At 71.4% G+C, this 16,510-nt stretch carries 15 protein-coding genes and 1 riboswitch; of the genes, 13 read left to right on the top strand and 2 right to left on the bottom strand.

Going from position 1 to position 16,510, the window contains the following annotated elements; genetic code table 11:
- The first annotated feature begins 145 nt into the window (after positions 1-145).
- From clsA to WMR31_RS19705, 12 genes are all read left to right on the top strand, one after another.
- Complete coding sequence (gene clsA, locus WMR31_RS19760) at positions 146-757, top strand: cardiolipin synthase ClsA (protein WP_340540613.1); 612 nt, start codon at positions 146-148, stop codon at positions 755-757.
- The gene (locus WMR31_RS19755; RefSeq protein ID WP_340540612.1) at positions 750-1,655 is read left to right on the top strand and encodes a DUF881 domain-containing protein; all 906 of its coding nucleotides are present in this window, start codon (positions 750-752) and stop codon (positions 1,653-1,655) included. The genes clsA and WMR31_RS19755 overlap by 8 nt, the downstream gene beginning before the upstream one ends.
- Positions 1,652-1,984, top strand: a complete 333-nt coding sequence (locus WMR31_RS19750; RefSeq protein WP_340540611.1) for a small basic family protein — start codon at positions 1,652-1,654, stop codon at positions 1,982-1,984. Before WMR31_RS19755 ends, WMR31_RS19750 begins: the two co-directional genes overlap by 4 nt.
- Before the next feature lie 4 nt (positions 1,985-1,988).
- Positions 1,989-2,810 (top strand): DUF881 domain-containing protein, encoded by an 822-nt coding sequence (locus WMR31_RS19745; protein WP_340540610.1) that lies wholly within the window; start codon positions 1,989-1,991, stop codon positions 2,808-2,810.
- A gap of 276 nt (positions 2,811-3,086) precedes the next feature.
- Entirely contained in the window at positions 3,087-3,473 is a 387-nt protein-coding gene (gene gcvH, locus WMR31_RS19740; protein ID WP_340540609.1) for a glycine cleavage system protein GcvH, read from the top strand.
- Between the two features lie 133 nt (positions 3,474-3,606).
- The gene (locus WMR31_RS19735) at positions 3,607-4,149 is read left to right on the top strand and encodes a zinc-ribbon and FHA domain-containing protein (protein WP_340540608.1); all 543 of its coding nucleotides are present in this window, start codon (positions 3,607-3,609) and stop codon (positions 4,147-4,149) included.
- A gap of 70 nt (positions 4,150-4,219) precedes the next feature.
- On the top strand, positions 4,220-4,984 hold the full coding sequence (gene ftsR, locus WMR31_RS19730) for a transcriptional regulator FtsR (RefSeq protein WP_340540607.1): 765 nt from the start codon (positions 4,220-4,222) through the stop codon (positions 4,982-4,984).
- Positions 4,985-5,015: 31 nt separating this feature from the next.
- Positions 5,016-5,486 carry a bifunctional nuclease family protein gene (locus WMR31_RS19725; protein WP_340540606.1) on the top strand — a complete coding sequence of 157 codons (471 nt, stop codon included), beginning with the start codon at positions 5,016-5,018 and terminating at the stop codon, positions 5,484-5,486.
- A gap of 252 nt (positions 5,487-5,738) precedes the next feature.
- Entirely contained in the window at positions 5,739-6,296 is a 558-nt protein-coding gene (locus WMR31_RS19720; RefSeq protein WP_340540671.1) for a MerR family transcriptional regulator, read from the top strand.
- 170 nt (positions 6,297-6,466) lie between these two features.
- A riboswitch (glycine riboswitch) is annotated at positions 6,467-6,582 on the top strand.
- A gap of 106 nt (positions 6,583-6,688) precedes the next feature.
- On the top strand, positions 6,689-9,574 hold the full coding sequence (gene gcvP, locus WMR31_RS19715; protein WP_340540605.1) for an aminomethyl-transferring glycine dehydrogenase: 2,886 nt from the start codon (positions 6,689-6,691) through the stop codon (positions 9,572-9,574).
- Positions 9,571-10,836, top strand: a complete 1,266-nt coding sequence (locus WMR31_RS19710; RefSeq protein WP_340540604.1) for a serine hydrolase domain-containing protein — start codon at positions 9,571-9,573, stop codon at positions 10,834-10,836. Before gcvP ends, WMR31_RS19710 begins: the two co-directional genes overlap by 4 nt.
- A gap of 146 nt (positions 10,837-10,982) precedes the next feature.
- Positions 10,983-12,521 carry a CYTH and CHAD domain-containing protein gene (locus tag WMR31_RS19705; protein WP_340540603.1) on the top strand — a complete coding sequence of 513 codons (1,539 nt, stop codon included), beginning with the start codon at positions 10,983-10,985 and terminating at the stop codon, positions 12,519-12,521.
- Here the strand turns inward: WMR31_RS19705 and WMR31_RS19700 are convergent.
- Together WMR31_RS19700 and WMR31_RS19695 are read right to left on the bottom strand one after the other, a co-directional pair.
- On the bottom strand, positions 12,518-13,912 hold the full coding sequence (locus WMR31_RS19700) for a metallopeptidase TldD-related protein (RefSeq protein ID WP_340540602.1): 1,395 nt from the start codon (positions 13,910-13,912) through the stop codon (positions 12,518-12,520). The genes WMR31_RS19705 and WMR31_RS19700 overlap by 4 nt on opposite strands.
- Positions 13,909-15,450: a TldD/PmbA family protein gene (locus WMR31_RS19695; RefSeq protein ID WP_340540601.1), complete on the bottom strand. Its 1,542-nt coding sequence runs from the start codon at positions 15,448-15,450 to the stop codon at positions 13,909-13,911. The genes WMR31_RS19700 and WMR31_RS19695 overlap by 4 nt, the downstream gene beginning before the upstream one ends.
- Positions 15,451-15,506: 56 nt before the next feature.
- Here WMR31_RS19695 and WMR31_RS19690 point away from each other — a divergent pair, with 56 nt between their 5' ends.
- Complete coding sequence (locus WMR31_RS19690) at positions 15,507-16,232, top strand: sulfotransferase family protein (protein ID WP_340540600.1); 726 nt, start codon at positions 15,507-15,509, stop codon at positions 16,230-16,232.
- Positions 16,233-16,510 lie beyond the last annotated feature (278 nt).

The raw sequence follows: 16,510 nt of genomic DNA, 5'->3' as shown, positions 1-16,510 counted from the left end.
GGTTTCGTCGGCGCTCGCTGGGGCTCGCTTGCTCAACCTCCGGCGGCGGGCGGGTCGGGGTTGCCGGGGTTTCGTCGGCGCTCGCTGTCGCTCGCTTGCTCAACCTCCGGCAGGGACGGACCTACCCGCCGTTAGGGTTGGTGCCGTGGCGGGCAAGACGGCGGGGACCGACGAGCCGCGCGCGCTCGTGTGGACGATTCCCAACGCCCTCAGCGCGCTGCGGCTGCTCGGCATCCCCCTGTTCCTGTGGCTCGTCCTGGTCCCCGAGGAGGACGCCTGGGCCCTCGCGGTGCTGATGGTCTCCGGCGTCACCGACTATCTCGACGGCTGGTTGGCGCGCAGGCTGGACCAGCAGTCGGTGCTCGGGCAGATCCTCGATCCGGTGGCTGACCGGCTCTACATCCTCGCCGTGGTGGTCGGCCTGGCACTCCGCGACATCATCCCGTGGTGGATGGCGATCCTGCTGCCGCTGCGTGATCTGTTGATGTGGGGCCTCGTACCGCTGCTGCGCACCCGTGGCTACAGCGCGCTGCCGGTGCACTTCCTGGGCAAGGCCGCCACCTTCAACCTGCTCTACGCCTTCCCGCTGCTCCTGCTCGGCGACGGCAACGGCACGATCGCCACTCTTGCCGAGGTGTTCGGCTGGGCGTTCGCGATCTGGGGGATCGGGCTGTACTGGTGGGTCGGCCTGCTCTACGCCTGGCAGGTCCACCGACTGCTTCAGACGACCGAGCGGCGGCCTGCCGGACATGCCTGACCGGGAGGAGTACCGCGAGACGGCCGGAGCCTCGACGCCGGTCTCCGAGCGCGTGCGGCTGCCGCTGCTCACCCTCATCACCCAGCAGTCGCTCGACGAGGACTATCAGCACGCCGCCGAGCGCAAGGCGGCCGGCGGCCCGCGTCCGCCGAAGGGGCGGCCGCCGCGCACGGCCGCCGTCGTGATCGGCGTCTTCGGTCTCCTGGTCGCGACCGCCTTCGTCCAGACCACCCGCAACGCCCCGGTCCAGGACGCCAGCCGCGAGAGCCTCATCTCACGGATCGAGGCCCGACGCGACCGGGTGGCCGCTCAGGAGGAGCAGGTCGCCGATCTGCGCAAGGAGAACGCCGGCCTCGAGGACGCGGCGAGCGGCCTGGCCGATGACAGCCAGACCATCGAGGTGGCCCTTCGACGGCTCGAGATCCGCACCGGCTTCATCGCGGTGAAGGGCGAGGGGATCCGGATCACGGTGAAGGACTCGGTCGGCGGCGGCGAGGACGGCGAGGTCAAGGACCGCGACCTCGGCTTGTTGGTCAACGGCCTGTGGGAGTCCGGAGCGGAGGCGATCGCGATCAACGGCCAGCGGCTGACCGCGGTCAGTGCGATCCGCACCAGCGGCGTGGCGATCCGGATCAACGGCGTGGGTGTGAACTCGCCCTACACCGTCGAGGCGATCGGGGACACGCGCGTGCTGGCGGCCCGCCTCTTCGACACCACCACCGGACTGACCTTCGTTTCCACCTCCCAGGTGTACGGATTCACCTACGACGTGGACGACAATGTGCAGGACCTATCCCTGCCCGCAGCTCCGGCTGCCGTCCGGAACCTCCGGTCGGTCCGCCAGCCCGGCGGTCAGGGCAGACCGTTCGACGACTCACCGGGAGAGACCCAACCATGATCGCCGCCCTCGGCCTGCTCGTCGGCGTGGTCCTCGGCCTCATCTTCCGGCCCGAGGTGCCCATCGGCCTCGAGCCCTACCTCCCGATCGCGGTCGTGGCCGCCCTGGACGCCGTCTTCGGAGGGTTGCGGGCCTACCTCGACGGGATCTTCGACGACAAGGTGTTCGTGGTCTCGTTCGTCAGCAACGTGGTCATCGCAGCCGGGATCACCTACCTCGGCGACCGCCTCGGCGTCGGTGGGCAGCTCTCGACCGGCGTCATCGTCGTCCTCGGCATCCGGATCTTCTCCAACGTCGCCGCCATCCGGCGCCACCTCTTCCATGCGTGAGCCGATGAGCGACGACCACGAGGGACGGCGCGAGCAGGCGCCCGAGACGCCGCCGGAGAACGACCGGCCCGGCGGGGAGCTGCCGCCGGAGCCGGCGCCGGTGCTCACCCCGCGCATCACCGGCCGCGAGCGGCTGCGCCGATCCCTGCTCACCGTCTCGCGGACGCAGCTCATCGTCGCCGTCCTGCTCGCCCTGGTCGGCTTCGCGGCAGTCACCCAGATCCGCACCACCGAGCAGGACTCCACCTACGCGGGACTGCGCGAGCAGGACCTGATCGACATCCTCAACGGTCTCGCGGGGACGACCCAGCGCACGCGCGAGGAGATCGACCGCCTCACCCAGGATCGTGAGGCGCTCCAGTCGACCACCACCCAGCGCCAGGCCGCTCTCGACCGGGCCCGAACGGAGGTCGACAGCCTGCAGGTGCTGGCCGGCCTGGTGCCGGTCACGGGTCCTGGCGTGCGGATCACCATCACCGAGGTCGACGGGACCGTGAAGGTCTCGAGCATGCTCGACGTGATCCAGGAGCTGCGCTCGGTCGGCGCCGAGGCGATCCAGATCAACGGCGAGGTGCGGATCGTCGCGCAGTCCTCCTTCCAGGAGGGTGTGGGTGGGATCGAGGTCGACGACACCCTGGTCGAGCCGCCCTACGTGATCGATGCGATCGGTGACTCCAGCACGCTGGCCGGCGCGATCCGATTCGCGCTGGGGCCCGGGGATGCGATCCGCAAGGACGGGGGAGAGGTGGCGGTGGAGGAGCTCGGCTCGCTCGACATCGACGCTGTCCGCGAGCCCGTCGATCCGAAGTACGCCGAACCGGACTGATCTAGGGAACCACTGATCAATGCCGGGACGGCGCCAGCGCCGCCCGGGCGACACCCTGGCGGCGTTGCCGGACGCTTGAAAGACGACCTGTCTGCCTGCGCGCCGGCGCCTTGCCAGGCCACCACCCGGACGACGCTGGCATCCACCCACATCGATCAGTGATTCCCTAGGGCGTGCTTACCCCCGTCGATGGGGAGGCGCTAGCCTGCTTGGGCGCTCCTGGCAGGTCGTCGAGGAGTCGCAGCCGGTTCAGCCAGTTCAGCCAGGAGGGGCTCTGTGTATCCCGAGGATCTGAAGTACACCGCTGAGCACGAGTGGGTGCGTAGCCCCGGTGCCCACGAGGGGTCGGTGCGCATCGGCATCACCGACTACGCCCAAGACGCCCTCGGCGACATCGTCTACGTGTCACTTCCGGAGGTCGGCGAGCGGGTGGAGGCCGGCAGCACCTGCGGCGAGTTGGAGTCGACCAAGTCGGTCAGCGACCTCTACGCCCCGCTCGCGGGCGAGGTCGTGGCCCGCAACGAGGCGCTCGACGCCACCCCCGAGCTGGTCAACAACGACCCCTACGGCGAGGGCTGGCTCTTCGAGGTGGTGCCGGCCGACCTCGACGACATGGGCGGCCTGCTCGAGGTGGATGCCTACGTCGCGACGCTGGAGGCCTGAGACGCCCGCGCGGTCGGTGGACCGAAGTAGGTGATGAGGTCTCGCGTCTCGGGTCCAACTGGTACGTTCGAGTGAACCGTCAACCTCAGCGTGGCGTTGAGGGTTCAGGGACCACGAACGAAGGAAACACTCGATGCCGTTCTGTACGAACTGCGGCCGGCAGAACCCGGACGACGCCCGGTTCTGCGCCCAGTGCGGCACCCGTCTGCTCGCGCTCGATCCGGCACTGCCGACGCCCGACCCGGCGGACCCGGCAGACCCGGTCGGGGAGTCCACGGCCACCATCCAGATCGGGGTGGGCACCGACAAGTCCGAGACCTCCGACCGCGCGCTGAACCCGGTCGACGCCGCCGCCGTCGACGCACTGCCCCTCGGACACGCGCTGCTCGTGGTCCAGAAGGGCCCGGGGGCAGGCAGCCGGTTCCTCCTCGACGCCGACGAGGTGCAGGCCGGTCGGCATCCCGACAGCGAGATCTTCCTCGACGACGTCACCGTGTCGCGCCGGCATGCCCACTTCGAGCGCTCCGGTGACTCCTTCACCGTCGCCGACGCAGGCAGCCTCAACGGCACCTACGTCAACCGCGACCGGATAGAGAAGGTGCTCCTCCAAGACGGCGACGAAGTCCAGATCGGCAAGTACCGGCTCGTCTTCTTCTCCGGCCACGAGGCATCCTGACCCCGGCCTCTCGGGCACCGCAGGCTGAACCGTCCGCGACGACACGCACAGAAAGCACAGAAAGGTGGTCATGCCGAGCGCACTCTCGGGGAGCACCCCCGCCGAAGATCCAGGCGCCTCCCAAGGCGCCGAGCGACTCACCATCGGCCAGGTGCTGGATCTGCTGCGCCCGGACTTCGCGTCCATCACGATCCCGAAGATCAGGTTCCTGGAGGACAAGGGGCTGATCAAGCCCGAACGCACCGCGTCGGGGTACCGCAAGTTCGCCCCGGCCGACGTCGAGCGGCTGCGCTACGTGCTGACGATGCAACGCGACCACTACCTGCCGCTGAAGGTGATCGGCGAGCACCTCGACGCCATCGACCGCGGCCTGGAGCCGCCGCCGATCGAGCCGACGGTCCCCACCGTTCCCACGGTCGCGCTCAGCGGCGACGGCATGCCGGCCGCCGAGTCCTTCGCCCGCCGCGACCAGCTGCGGCTGTCCCGACGCGAGCTGATCAAGGTCGCCGAGATCGACGAGGCGATGCTCGAGGAGCTCGAGGAGTACGGCCTCGTCGCGCCCCGCACCGGCACCCAGCACTACGACACCGACGCCCTCGTCATCGCCAAGACCGCTCACGAGCTGGCCGCGTTCGGCCTCGAGCCGCGCCACCTGCGGGCCTTCCGGGCCGCAGCCGACCGTGAGGTCGGGATGGTCGAACAGGTCGTGGCACCCATTCGCGGAGCTCGCGACGCCGCCGCGCGCGCCCGCGCCGACGAGACCGTCAACGAGATCGCGGCCCTCTCGGTGCGCCTGCACGCGACTTTGGTCAAGGCGGGACTCGGCCGGTCCTGACGAGTGCTCGCCGGGAGCGTAGGGTTGTCGCGTGCGTGAGGTCGATGTCATGGGTGTCCGGGTCGAGATGCCCGCAAACCAACCGATCGTCCTGCTCCGCGAGGTGTCGGGCGAGCGGTACCTGCCGATCTGGATCGGCGCGGTCGAGGCCACCGCGATCGCCTTCGCCCAGCAGGGCGTCGTGCCGCCCCGGCCGCTGACCCACGACCTGTTCAAGGATGTGCTCGAGGCCACCGGCAACGACCTGACCGAGGTGCAGATCACCGACGTCCAAGACGGCGTCTTCTACGCCACCTTGGTCTTCGGGTCCGGGGTCGAGGTCAGTGCCCGTCCCTCCGACTCCATCGCCCTGGCCCTGCGCACCGGCACGAAGATCGTCTGCGCCGAGGCGGTGCTCGACGAGGCCGGCTTGGCCGTTCCGGCCGAGCAGGAGGACGAGGTGGAGAAGTTCCGCGAGTTCCTCGACCACGTCACGCCGGAGGACTTCGAGGCCGGCCAGTGAGCCTCAAGTCGAGGATGAGAGTCAGGGGCCGGGTGAGCCTCAGGTAGAGATTGAGGGTTGCGACACGCCGTGTGGTTCTTTGACCGGCCGCGCCGACCGCCGTACCTTGAAGTGTCTTCGTTGTAACTCCATCGGTGTCAGCACGGCATCCTTCCCTCGAGTTGCAGACTGCGAAGTAGACCTGCGGAGGACCGTGTGAACGAGCAGAACCCCCGACCCGGGAGCGATCCGGCCGCCGACCCGGCCTCCGAGATGGCGCGCGAGGCGGCCGAGGAGCAAGGGCTGCTGTTCACCGACGACGTCTCGCCGCTCCCCAGCGATCTGGGCTACCGCGGTCCGACCGCCTGCAACGCCGCCGGCATCACCTACCGCCAGCTCGACTACTGGGCGCGGACCGGCCTCATCGAGCCCACCGTGCGCGGCGCCAAGGGTTCGGGCTCGCAGCGGCTCTACTCCTTCCGCGACATCTTGATCCTCAAGGTCATCAAGCGCCTGCTCGACGCCGGGATCTCCCTGCAGCAGATCCGCACCGCGGTCTCCCACCTGCGCGAGCGCGGCACCGACGACCTCACCCAGGTCACGCTGATGAGCGACGGTGCCTCGGTCTATGAGTGCACCTCCAACGACGAGGTCATCGACCTGCTCCAGGGAGGTCAGGGCGTCTTCGGCATCGCCATCGGCGGTGTGTGGCGCGAGATCGAGGGCACCCTGGCCGAGCTCCCCAGCGAGCGCGCCGACGAGCCCGCCGCTGCGGCGCCCTCGGCCAACGACGAGCTCGCCGCGCGTCGTCAGGCCCGCAAGATCGGCTGACCCGGCCAGCCTGGCTCCCGCCGTCCGGGCGCCTCCCGATTGTCCGTCCGCCTCGTGGCTGCTCGAAGGCCGCGGGGCGGACGTCATTTCCCGCCCGATCCGCGCTGCCTCGGGGTCTAGCTGCGCCGACTCGGCTCGGACGGACGGGGTTGGTAGATTGAGGGTGCTGTCGATCCCGCGCGGGAGAGACTTCGCCCGATCCTCGACGCACCTCGGCGGACGGGCGCGGCGCCGAAGGGGCAATTCCTCCCCGGAACCTCTCAGGCACCAGGACCGCGTGGAGCAGGCACCTGTGGAGCACCGGGCCCCGGCCGAGGTGCGACAGAGGGGGAGGGCACCACTCGACCGGTTCGATCGACCCCCGAGGTCATCTCCAACGATCAGGAGCCCCCGTGTCCGACCACCCCAGCCTGGCCGAACTCGACGCCGCCGGCCCCTTCGCCGAGCGGCACCTCGGCCTGAGCGCCGACGACGTCGACACGATGCTGGCCGCGCTCGGCTACGACTCGCTCGACGACCTCATGTACGCCGCGCTGCCCGACAGCATCCGGATCACCGCCCCGCTCGACCTCCCGGCGCCGTTGTCGGAGGACGCCGCCGCGCGCGAGCTGCGCAAGATCGCGGCCTCGAACCGGCCCGGTGAGGCGATGATCGGGCTGGGCTACCACGCCACGATCACCCCGCCGGTGATCCGGCGCAACGTGCTGGAGGACCCCAGCTGGTACACCGCCTACACGCCCTACCAGCCCGAGATCAGCCAGGGCCGGCTCGAGGCGCTGCTGAACTTCCAGACCGTCATCGGCGACCTCACCGGTCTGCCCACCGCCAACGCGAGCCTGCTCGACGAGGGCACCGCGGTCGCCGAGGCGATGACGCTGGTGCGCCGGGCCAACCGCAAGGCATCCGGGCCGTTCGTCGTGGACTCCGACGCCCTCCCGCAGACGATCGACGTCGTCCGCACCCGCGCCGAGGCGATGGGCATCGACGTCGTGGTCGCCGATCTCGCCGACGGGCTCCCCGCCGACCTCCCCGACGGCGAGCTGTGCGGCGTTCTGGTGCAGTACCCCGGTGCCTCGGGCCGGATCCTCGACCCGCGACCGATCATCGAGGCCGCGCACGAGCGCAATGCGCTGGCCGTGGTGGCCGCCGACCTGCTCGCCCTGACCGTGCTGGAGGCCCCCGGAACGCTGGGCGCCGACGTCGTGGTCGGCTCCAGCCAGCGCTTCGGCGTCCCGCTGTTCTACGGCGGCCCGCACGCCGGGTACATGTCGGTCGCCGCCGGCCTCGAGCGCCACCTTCCCGGCCGGCTGGTCGGGGTGAGCGTCGACGCCGAGGGGCGCCCCGCCTACCGGCTCGCGCTGCAGACCCGCGAGCAGCACATCCGCCGCGACAAGGCGACCTCCAACATCTGCACCGCCCAGGTCCTGCTGGCCGTCGTCGCCTCGATGTACGCCGTCTACCACGGCCCCGACGGGCTCCGCGCGATCGCGACGCGCACCCACCGGTACGCCGCCGTCCTGGCCCAGGCACTGACCGCGGCCGGGTTCCCGCCGCGCCATGAGCAGTTCTTCGACACCCTCACCGTTCCCGTCGCCGGCGCTGCAGACGTCGTGGAGTCGGCTCGCGCGCTGGGCCTCCAGCTGCGGCTGGTCGACGCCGAGACGGTCGGCATCTCCACCTCGGAGCTGACCACCCGCTCGACCGTGGAGGCCGTCCTCAAGGCGTTCGGCATCGCCACCGCCGAGGTCGACCTGGAGGCGCTCGACCAGGCCACCGGCGACGCGCTGCCCGTCGACCTGCGCCGCACCACCGACTTCCTCACCCACGAGGTCTTCCGCACCCACCACAGCGAGACCCAGATGCTGCGCTACCTGCGCCGGCTCTCGGCCCGCGACTACGCCCTCGACCGAGGGATGATCCCGCTCGGCTCGTGCACCATGAAGCTGAACGCCACCACCGAGATGGAGCCGATCTCGCTGCCCGGCTTCGCCGACCTGCACCCCTTCGCGCCCGCCGCAGACGCCGCCGGCTACCGCCGCCTGGTGGAGGAGCTCGAAGGCTGGCTGGCCGAGGTCACCGGCTACGACCGGGTCTCGATCCAGCCGAACGCCGGCTCCCAGGGCGAGCTCGCCGGGCTGCTCGCGATCCGCGCCTACCACCGCGCCAACGGCGACGACCAGCGCGACGTGTGCCTGATCCCGAGCTCGGCCCACGGCACCAACGCCGCCTCGGCGGTGATGGCCGGCATGCGGGTCGTGGTCGTGAAGGCCGCCGACGACGGCGCGATCGACCTCGCCGACCTCGAGGCCAAGTGCGAGGAGCACGCCGCCACGCTCGCGGCGATCATGGTCACCTACCCCTCCACCCACGGCGCCTACGAGGACACCATCGGGCGCCTGTGCGACCTGGTCCACGAGCATGGCGGACAGGTCTACGTCGACGGCGCGAACCTCAACGCGCTGCTCGGCTTCGCCAAGCCGGGCGAGTTCGGCGGCGACGTCTCACACCTGAACCTCCACAAGACCTTCTGCATCCCGCACGGCGGCGGCGGCCCGGGAGTCGGTCCGGTGGCGGTGCGCGAGCACCTCGCGCCGTACCTGCCCTCCCACGCCATGCACCCCGACGACGCCAAGCGCGACGGCATCGGCCCGATCAGCGCGGCGCCGTACGGCTCCGCCGGGATCCTGCCGATCACCTGGGCCTACATCCGGCTGATGGGTGCCACCGGCCTGACCCGCGCCACGGTGAACGCCGTCCTGGCCGCCAACTACATCGCCCACCGTCTCGGCGAGCACTTCCCGGTTCTCTACAAGGGCCACGGCGGCCTGGTCGCCCACGAGTGCATCCTCGACGTCCGCGAGCTCACCAAGCAGACCGGCGTGAGCGTCGACGACGTCGCCAAGCGGCTCATCGACTACGGCTTCCACGCACCGACGATGTCGTTCCCGGTGGCCGGCACCTTGATGGTCGAGCCCACCGAGTCCGAGGACCTGGCCGAGATCGACCGGTTCTGCGAGGCGATGATCGCGATCCGAGCCGAGATCGACCGGGTCGCGGCGGGGGAGTGGGCAGCGGAGGACTCACCGCTGCGCGGCGCCCCGCACACCTCGCGGTCTCTGGTGGGCGACTGGGACCGGGGCTACTCCCGCGAGCTGGCCGTCTTCCCCGCCGGTATCGACCCTGACAAGTACTGGCCGCCGGTCGCCCGCGTCGACCAGGCCTACGGCGACCGCAACCTGGTCTGCGCCTGCCCGCCGCCGGAGGCCTTCGCCGAGTGAGCCTCGAGACCCGCCTCGGCCGGCTCCAGGCGACCGGCCGGCTGCCGTCGGTGGTCGGCGGCACCCTGCGCGACGGCGTCCTGGCCGAGGCCGCCGGCATCGGCGCGGACCCCGCCACCGCTTACCGCATCGGGTCGATCACCAAGACCCTCACCGCGGCCCTGGTGCTGCAGCTGCGCGACGAGGGCGCCCTGGCGCTGTCCGACCCGGTCGGCCGGCATCTGCCGGGCATCGGGTACGCCGAGGTGAGCATCGCCGATCTCCTCGGCCACACCGGTGGCCTGCAGAGCGAGCCGGGCGGCCCCTGGTGGGAGCGCACCCAGGGAGGCGACTTCGCCGCACTGGCGGCCAAGAACGACGGCACCCGCGCCGTGGCCGGCGTCGGCGAGTTCTACCACTACTCCAACCTCGGCTACGGCTGGCTGGGCGAGCTGGTCGCGCGGCTGCGCGGCGCCTCCTGGTGGGACGTCGTCGAGGACCGCCTGCTGGACCCGCTGGGCATGGCGCACACCACCTACGGGCCGCCCGCGGGCGCCCACGCGCAGGGCCACAGCGTCGAGCACTTCACCGGCCGCCTGGTCCAGGAGCCGCACACCGACACCGGCGCGATGGCGCCCGCCGGGCAGGCGTGGAGCACGATCGCCGACCTCGCGCTGTGGGCCGGCTTCCTCGCCGGACGGCGCCCCGACGTCCTCTCCGCCGAGACCCTGGCCGAGATGGGGACCCCGAGGCTCGACCCGTCCTACGGCCTCGGGCTGCGCGTCCTCGATCTGGACGGCGTCCGGCTCGTCGGCCATACCGGCTCGATGCCCGGCTTCCTCGCCAGTCTCTTCGTCGCTCCGGCCACCGGCGCCGGCGCGATCGTGCTCGCCAACGCCACCACCGGCCTCGACACCGACGGCGCGCCGTCGGCTCTCCTGCGCGGGCCCGAGCCCGACGCCGTCCCTGCCTGGGTCCCGAGCGCCTCGGTGCCCGCAGCGGTGGAGGACCTTCTCGGCGTGTGGTTCTGGGGCAATTCGGCCACCGAGCTGCGCTGGCACAACGGCCGGATCGAGACCCGCTCGATGCAGGACGGATCGATCGGCTCGACGTTCGAGCTGCGACCGGACGGAGCCCTGGCCGGCGCCTCTGGCTACCACCGCGGCGAGACCCTGCACGTGCACCCCACCCACCTGGAGTGCGCCACGTTCGTCTACACCCGCACGCCCTACGATCCCGCCGCGCCGATCCCGGGTGGGCCGCCGGCACCGCTCGGGCCGTAGCCGGCCGGTCTGGCATGTTACTGACCGTTGTTACCTCTGACCTGCTCTTGTAAGCGCAGGTCAGAGGTGACGACGGTCAGTAACATGCGAGCCTGCCGACGCCCGTCCCACTTCACGCAGACGCCCGGATCCGCTAGAAGTGTCGGGTGAGCGCACACCTGGAGGTCGAGCGGGCCTATGCGATCGAGGTCGGCGAGGAGCTTCCCGACCTGTCGGCGGTGCCGGGCGTCGTCACGATCGGGCCGCCGCGGACGACGGTGCTGGTAGCCCGCTACTTCGACACCGACGACCTCGCACTCGTGCGCCACGGGGTCAGCCTGAGACGCCGCACGGGCGGGCCCGACGAGGGCTGGCATCTGAAGGTGCCCGCCGCGATCGGTCGCGTGGAGGTGCATCACCGGCTCGGGAAGCGCGACGACGTCGTCCCGGTCGGGCTGGCGCGGCAGGTGCGGGGATGGTCGCGCGGCCGCGAACTGCGTCCGGTCGCCGAGATCGAGACCGAGCGCACCACCTTCGACCTTCGCGACGCCGACGGCGTCGTGGTGGCCGAGGTGGCCGATGACCGGGTCGCAGGCCGGGTGCTGCCGCCGCCCGACGCCGCGGAGGGCAGTGCGGGAGACGCCGGGTGGCGCAGGTGGCGGGAGGTGGAGGTCGAGCTCGTCGGTGCCGCACCGGAGTTCCTCGACGACGTCGACCGGCTCCTCGCCGAGCACGGCATCGAGCCGCGCGCCGAACAGCGCAAGGTCGGCAGCGTGCTCGCCGACCGGCTCGGCGCGGTGCCGTCACCCGGCAGGCTCGGGCCGATGCGCCCGGCCTCGCGAGTCCTGCACCGGCGACTGCAGGACCAGCTCGACGCGCTGCTGCGCGCGGACTTCGATGCGCGTCGCGGTGCACCCGACGGCGTCCACCGGCTCCGGGTCGTGTGCCGACGCCTCCGAGGTGCGCTGGTGACCTTCCGCCCGCTGTTCGACCGCGCTGTCACCGACCCGATCCGCGCCGAGCTGCGCTGGGTGGCGCGCTCCCTCGGAGCGAGCAGGGACGTCGAGGTGGCGCAGGAGCGCCTGCCAGGCCTGGTCGACCGGTTGCCGGCCGACCAGGTGCACGGGCCGGTACGCCGCCGGCTCACCCGGGCCCGCGCCGAGGGACGGCGTGCCACCGCTACCGCGGCTCTCGAGGTCCTGGACTCGCCGCGCTATCTCCGTCTCCTGGCCAGGCTCGAGCAGCTCGCCGCCGATCCGCCGTGGACCGCGAAGGCCGAGCGCCCCGCCGGACGGGTGCTGCTGCGTCGCCTCCACCGAGACCGCGACCGGCTGCGCGCCCGGGTCGTCGCTGCGGCGGAGATCGAGGCCGCCGAAGGGCCGGGGTCCCGCCTCGATGCGGCACGGCACGACGTCCGCAAGGCAGCCAAGCGGCTGCGCTACGCCGGTGAGACCCTCAAGCCGCTCGGTGACCGGGACGCGAAGGCGCTGCGTCGCGACGCGAAGCGGCTGACCCAGCTGCTCGGCGAGCGCCAGGACACCGCGCTCACCCGCGCCGAGCTGCGTCGCCTCGCCGCGGAGGCCAGTGCCGCCGGTGAGAGCGCGTTCACCTACGGCGTCCTCCATGCGCGCGAGGAGGCCCGAGCCGCACAGCTGGAGTCCGAGGCGGCCGCTGTGTGGGAGGAGCTGGACCAGGACCCGGACTAGGTCGCCTGCGACACGCTCGACATGTTGAAGTCGGGCACCCGCAGCGCGGGCGTGGCCGTGCGGGAGAAGTAGTCGTCGCCCCACTCCCGGCTGAAGCTCGGCACGGTGGCCGAGGCGTGGGTGAAGCGACGCAGCAGGTCGACCGGGCTCTCGTTGAAGCGGAAGTTGTTCACCGAGCCGGTGATCTCGCCGTTCTCCACCAGGTAGACGCCGTCGCGGGTCAGGCCGGTGAGCAGCAGCGACTGCGGGTCGACCTCGCGGATGTACCACAGGCAGGTGAGCAGCAGTCCGCGCTCGGTGCCCGCGACCAGGTCGTCGATCGAGCCGGTCGCACCGTCGATGCTCAAGATCAGGTTGTCGATCGCCGGCGTCACCGGCTGCGAGGTCATCGCCGCCGAATGCCGGGTCTGCAGCAGGCTGGTCAGGACGCCGTCGCGGATCCAGTCGGTGCGCCCCAGCGGCATCCCGTTGTCGAAGACCGACGAGGTGTCGCCCGAGGAGCCCGCGACGTTGAACGGCGCGCACTGGAGCCGGTCGTAGCTCGGGTCGCTGTAGAGGTTGACGCCCGGGTTGGCGAGCCGCTCGCCGATGCGGGTGCCGCTGGGCCGCTTGCTGTAGACCGACTGACCCTCCCACGCGTCGCGCGCGCCGGCGTACCAGTAGGCATCGATCATCAGGTCGGCCACCGCCGTGGGCGGCAGGATCGTGTCGTAGCGTCCGGCCGGCAGGTCGATGCGCCGCGCCCCCCACGCGAGTCGGCGCGCCACCTCCGACTCCATGGCCAGCGCGTCGACGTCGGCGAAGTCGCGGGTCGCGCCACCCACCCAGGCGCTCTCGGTGAGCGAGCCGTCGGCGGCACGGGTCTTGCCGGTGCATCCGTAGTGCCCCGTGGGCTGCACGTGCCGCAGCCGAAGCCCGGTGGTGGAGCCGAGATAGGTCGTGGTGATCTCGTGGCTGACGAACCCGTAGAGCACGCGGCCGGCGCCCTCGGCGATCCCGAACGCCTCACCGAGCGCGGGGGCGAAGGAGTCGTAGACGTGGATGTCGGTGGCGACCGGCGCGTCGTCCCAGTCCGGGCTGGCCGCGACGTCGTCGATAAGCGGGTTCGCGTCCTCCGCGGGCGAGGCGGCACGGGCGGCGGTGTCGGCGGCGGTCACCAGCTCGGCCACCTGGGCCTGGGTGGTCGCGCTGCCGCTGACCGAGGCGAACGCCGCGCCGACGAAGGAGATGACCGTGACGTCGACGCCGTGCATCACCCCGTTGGTGGTGAGGGTGTTGTTGGCCCAGCGCAGGTTGGCGCTGGTGTGGTCGCGCACGATCACGATGCAGTCGTCGGCGGTCGAGGTGACCAGGGCCTGCTCGACCAGACTCTGCGGATTGACCTGACTCACTGGCCGCCCTCCTCGAGGGTGTTGAGGATCCGGATGTCGCGGAACAGGGACGTCGGGCAGCCGTGGCTGACGGCCGCGACCTGCCCGGGCTGGGCCTTGCCGCAGTTGAAAGCGCCGCCGAGCACCCAGGTGTCTCGACTGCCGACGGCCTCCATGGAGTTCCAGAACTCGGTGGTCGTCGCCTGGTAGGCGACGTCGCGGACCTGGCCGGACAGCTCGCCGTCCTTGATGGCGTAGAACCGCTGCCCGGTGAACTGGAAGTTGAAGCGCTGCATGTCGATCGACCACGACTTGTCGCCGACGACGTACAGGCCGCGCTCGACCCGGCCGATGAGGTCGTCGGTGCTCGGTGCGTCCGGGCTCGGATCGGGTTGGAGCGACACGTTGGCCATCCGCTGGATCGGGATGTGGCCGGGGGAGTCGGCATAGGCGCAGCCGTTGGAGCGGCCGGCGCCGTCGGGTCCGGGGTTGAGCTCGGGCAGCATCACGCCCATCGGCCGGTCGAGCTGGTAGCCGACCAGGACGCCGTCGTCGACGATGTCCCACTCCTGGGTCTTCACGCCCTCGTCGTCGTAGCCGATCGTGGCCAGGCCGTGGGGGATGGTGCGATCGCCGGTCACGTTCATCACCGCGGAGCCGTACTGCAGCACGCCGAGCTGGTCGGTGGTGGCGAACGACGTCCCGGCGTAGTTCGCCTCGTAGCCGAGCGCGCGGTCGAGCTCGGTGGCGTGGCCGATCGACTCGTGGATCGTGAGCCACAGGTTGCTCGGGTGGATCACCAGGTCGTAGGTGCCCGCCTCGACGCTCGGCGCCTTGAGCTTCTCTGCCAGCAGCTCCGGTACCTCGGCCAGCTCGGCGTCCCAGTCCCAGGCCCCCTGGGCGGCGTCGCCGGCGACGTACTCCCAGCCACGCCCGACCGGGGGAGCGATGCTCGCCATCGAGTCGAACGTGTCGGCACCTGCCCCCATCGCCTCGAAGCCGGGCATCATCCGGACGCGTTGCTGGGTCGTGCGAGTGCCCGCCAGGTCGGCGTAGTACTTGTTCTCCTGCACCTGGGCGAGGAACGCCGAGGCGTGGTCGACGGCGGCGCCGGCCCGCAGCCGCTCGGTCCAGTCGATGAGCACCGCGGCCTTGTCGGCCACCGGCACCTCGAGGGGGTTGAGGTCGTAGGCGCTGATCCAGGTGACGTCGTCGTAGACCGGCTCGGCCGCCAGCTCGACCGGCCGGCTGGTCATCGCGGCCGCGACCTCGGCCACCGCCACGGCGGCCTCGGCGACCCGGACCGCCTCGTCGGTGGTGAGGACGACGCCGGAGGCGAATCCCCACGAGCCGCGATGGACCACCCGCACGGCGAAGCCGAGGTCCTCGCTGTCGCTGGCGTCCTGGAGGACGCCGTCGCGCACCGCGAGGTTCTGGTAGCGGACCCGCTCGAAGCGGAAGTCGGCGTGGCTCACGCCGAGCTCGCGGGCGCGCGCCAGGGCGGCGTCCCCCAGGCTGCGATAGGGCAGGGCGGTGAAGCTCGGATCGAGACCACTCATGCGGCCGAACCTAATGCCTGCGTCCAGTCGTTATCGCACCGACTACGCTCGCCCGCGTGAGATTCCCCCGTCCCCGGCGCGCGCCTGCTGGCCCGTCATGGCTCGGGATCGGCGCGCAGCGCAGCGGCACCACCTGGCTGACCGACCTGCTGGTCCAGCATCCGGGGGTCGGGCTGGGTACCAATGGCAAGAAGGAGCAGCACCTGCTCCACAAGGTCGGCGACGGCCTGGTGCCGCAGGTGGAGTACCTCGACCTGTTCCCCGCCGACGGCGTCCGCCGCGGCGAGTGGACGCCTCAGTACCTGCGCCACGCCTCGACACCGGCGGCCGCGGCCCGGCTGCTGCCCGAGGTGCCCGTGCTCGTCGTGCTGCGCGACCCCGTGGAGCGCTTCCGCTCCGCGATGCGGCTGGCCGCCACGCGGGGCAGGTCGTGGCCCTATCCGGTGCCGATCACCGTGCAGACCTGGACCGGCTGCTACGCCGACCAGCTCGACATGTGGGCGGCCGCGGTAGGCCGGGAGCGGATGCAGGTGCTGGTGTTCGAGCAGGTCCGCGAGGACCCCCAGGCCACCCTCGACCGACTGTGGAGGCTGCTCGGCCTCGATCCGGTACCGCTGCACGACGTGGAGGAGGAGTCGAGCTCGAGCTCGCGTGCCGACTGGGACTGGACCCCCGGCCTGCGCGACACCCTCCGCACCCTCTACCAACCCCAGGCCGACCGCCTCGCCCGCGACTGGGGTCTCGACCTGTCGAGCTGGACCTCCCTCGCCGCCGGAGGTTGAGCAAGCGAGCGCCAGCGAGCGCTGACGAAACCCCGGCGACCGTCGCTGCCAGCGTTTCCGAGGACGGTCCCGAGGTTTCGTCGGCGCCGGCCGGGCTCGTTCCTCGCCCACCCGGCTTGCTCAACCTCCGAGGACTCGGGCTGGCCGGAGGTTGAGCAAGCGAGCGCCAGCCACCGCCGGAGGTTGAGCAAGCGAGCGCCAGCTGTTGTGGGTAGGGAGGTTGGTGACAGCTCGGCGTGGCGGGGTGGGTAGAGGGCCTTTCCGCGTGTTCGGTGTGT

Source organism: Nocardioides epinepheli (assembly GCF_037936805.1).
GTDB lineage: Bacteria > Actinomycetota > Actinomycetes > Propionibacteriales > Nocardioidaceae > Nocardioides.
This window is presented reverse-complemented; position numbering and strand designations above follow the sequence as displayed.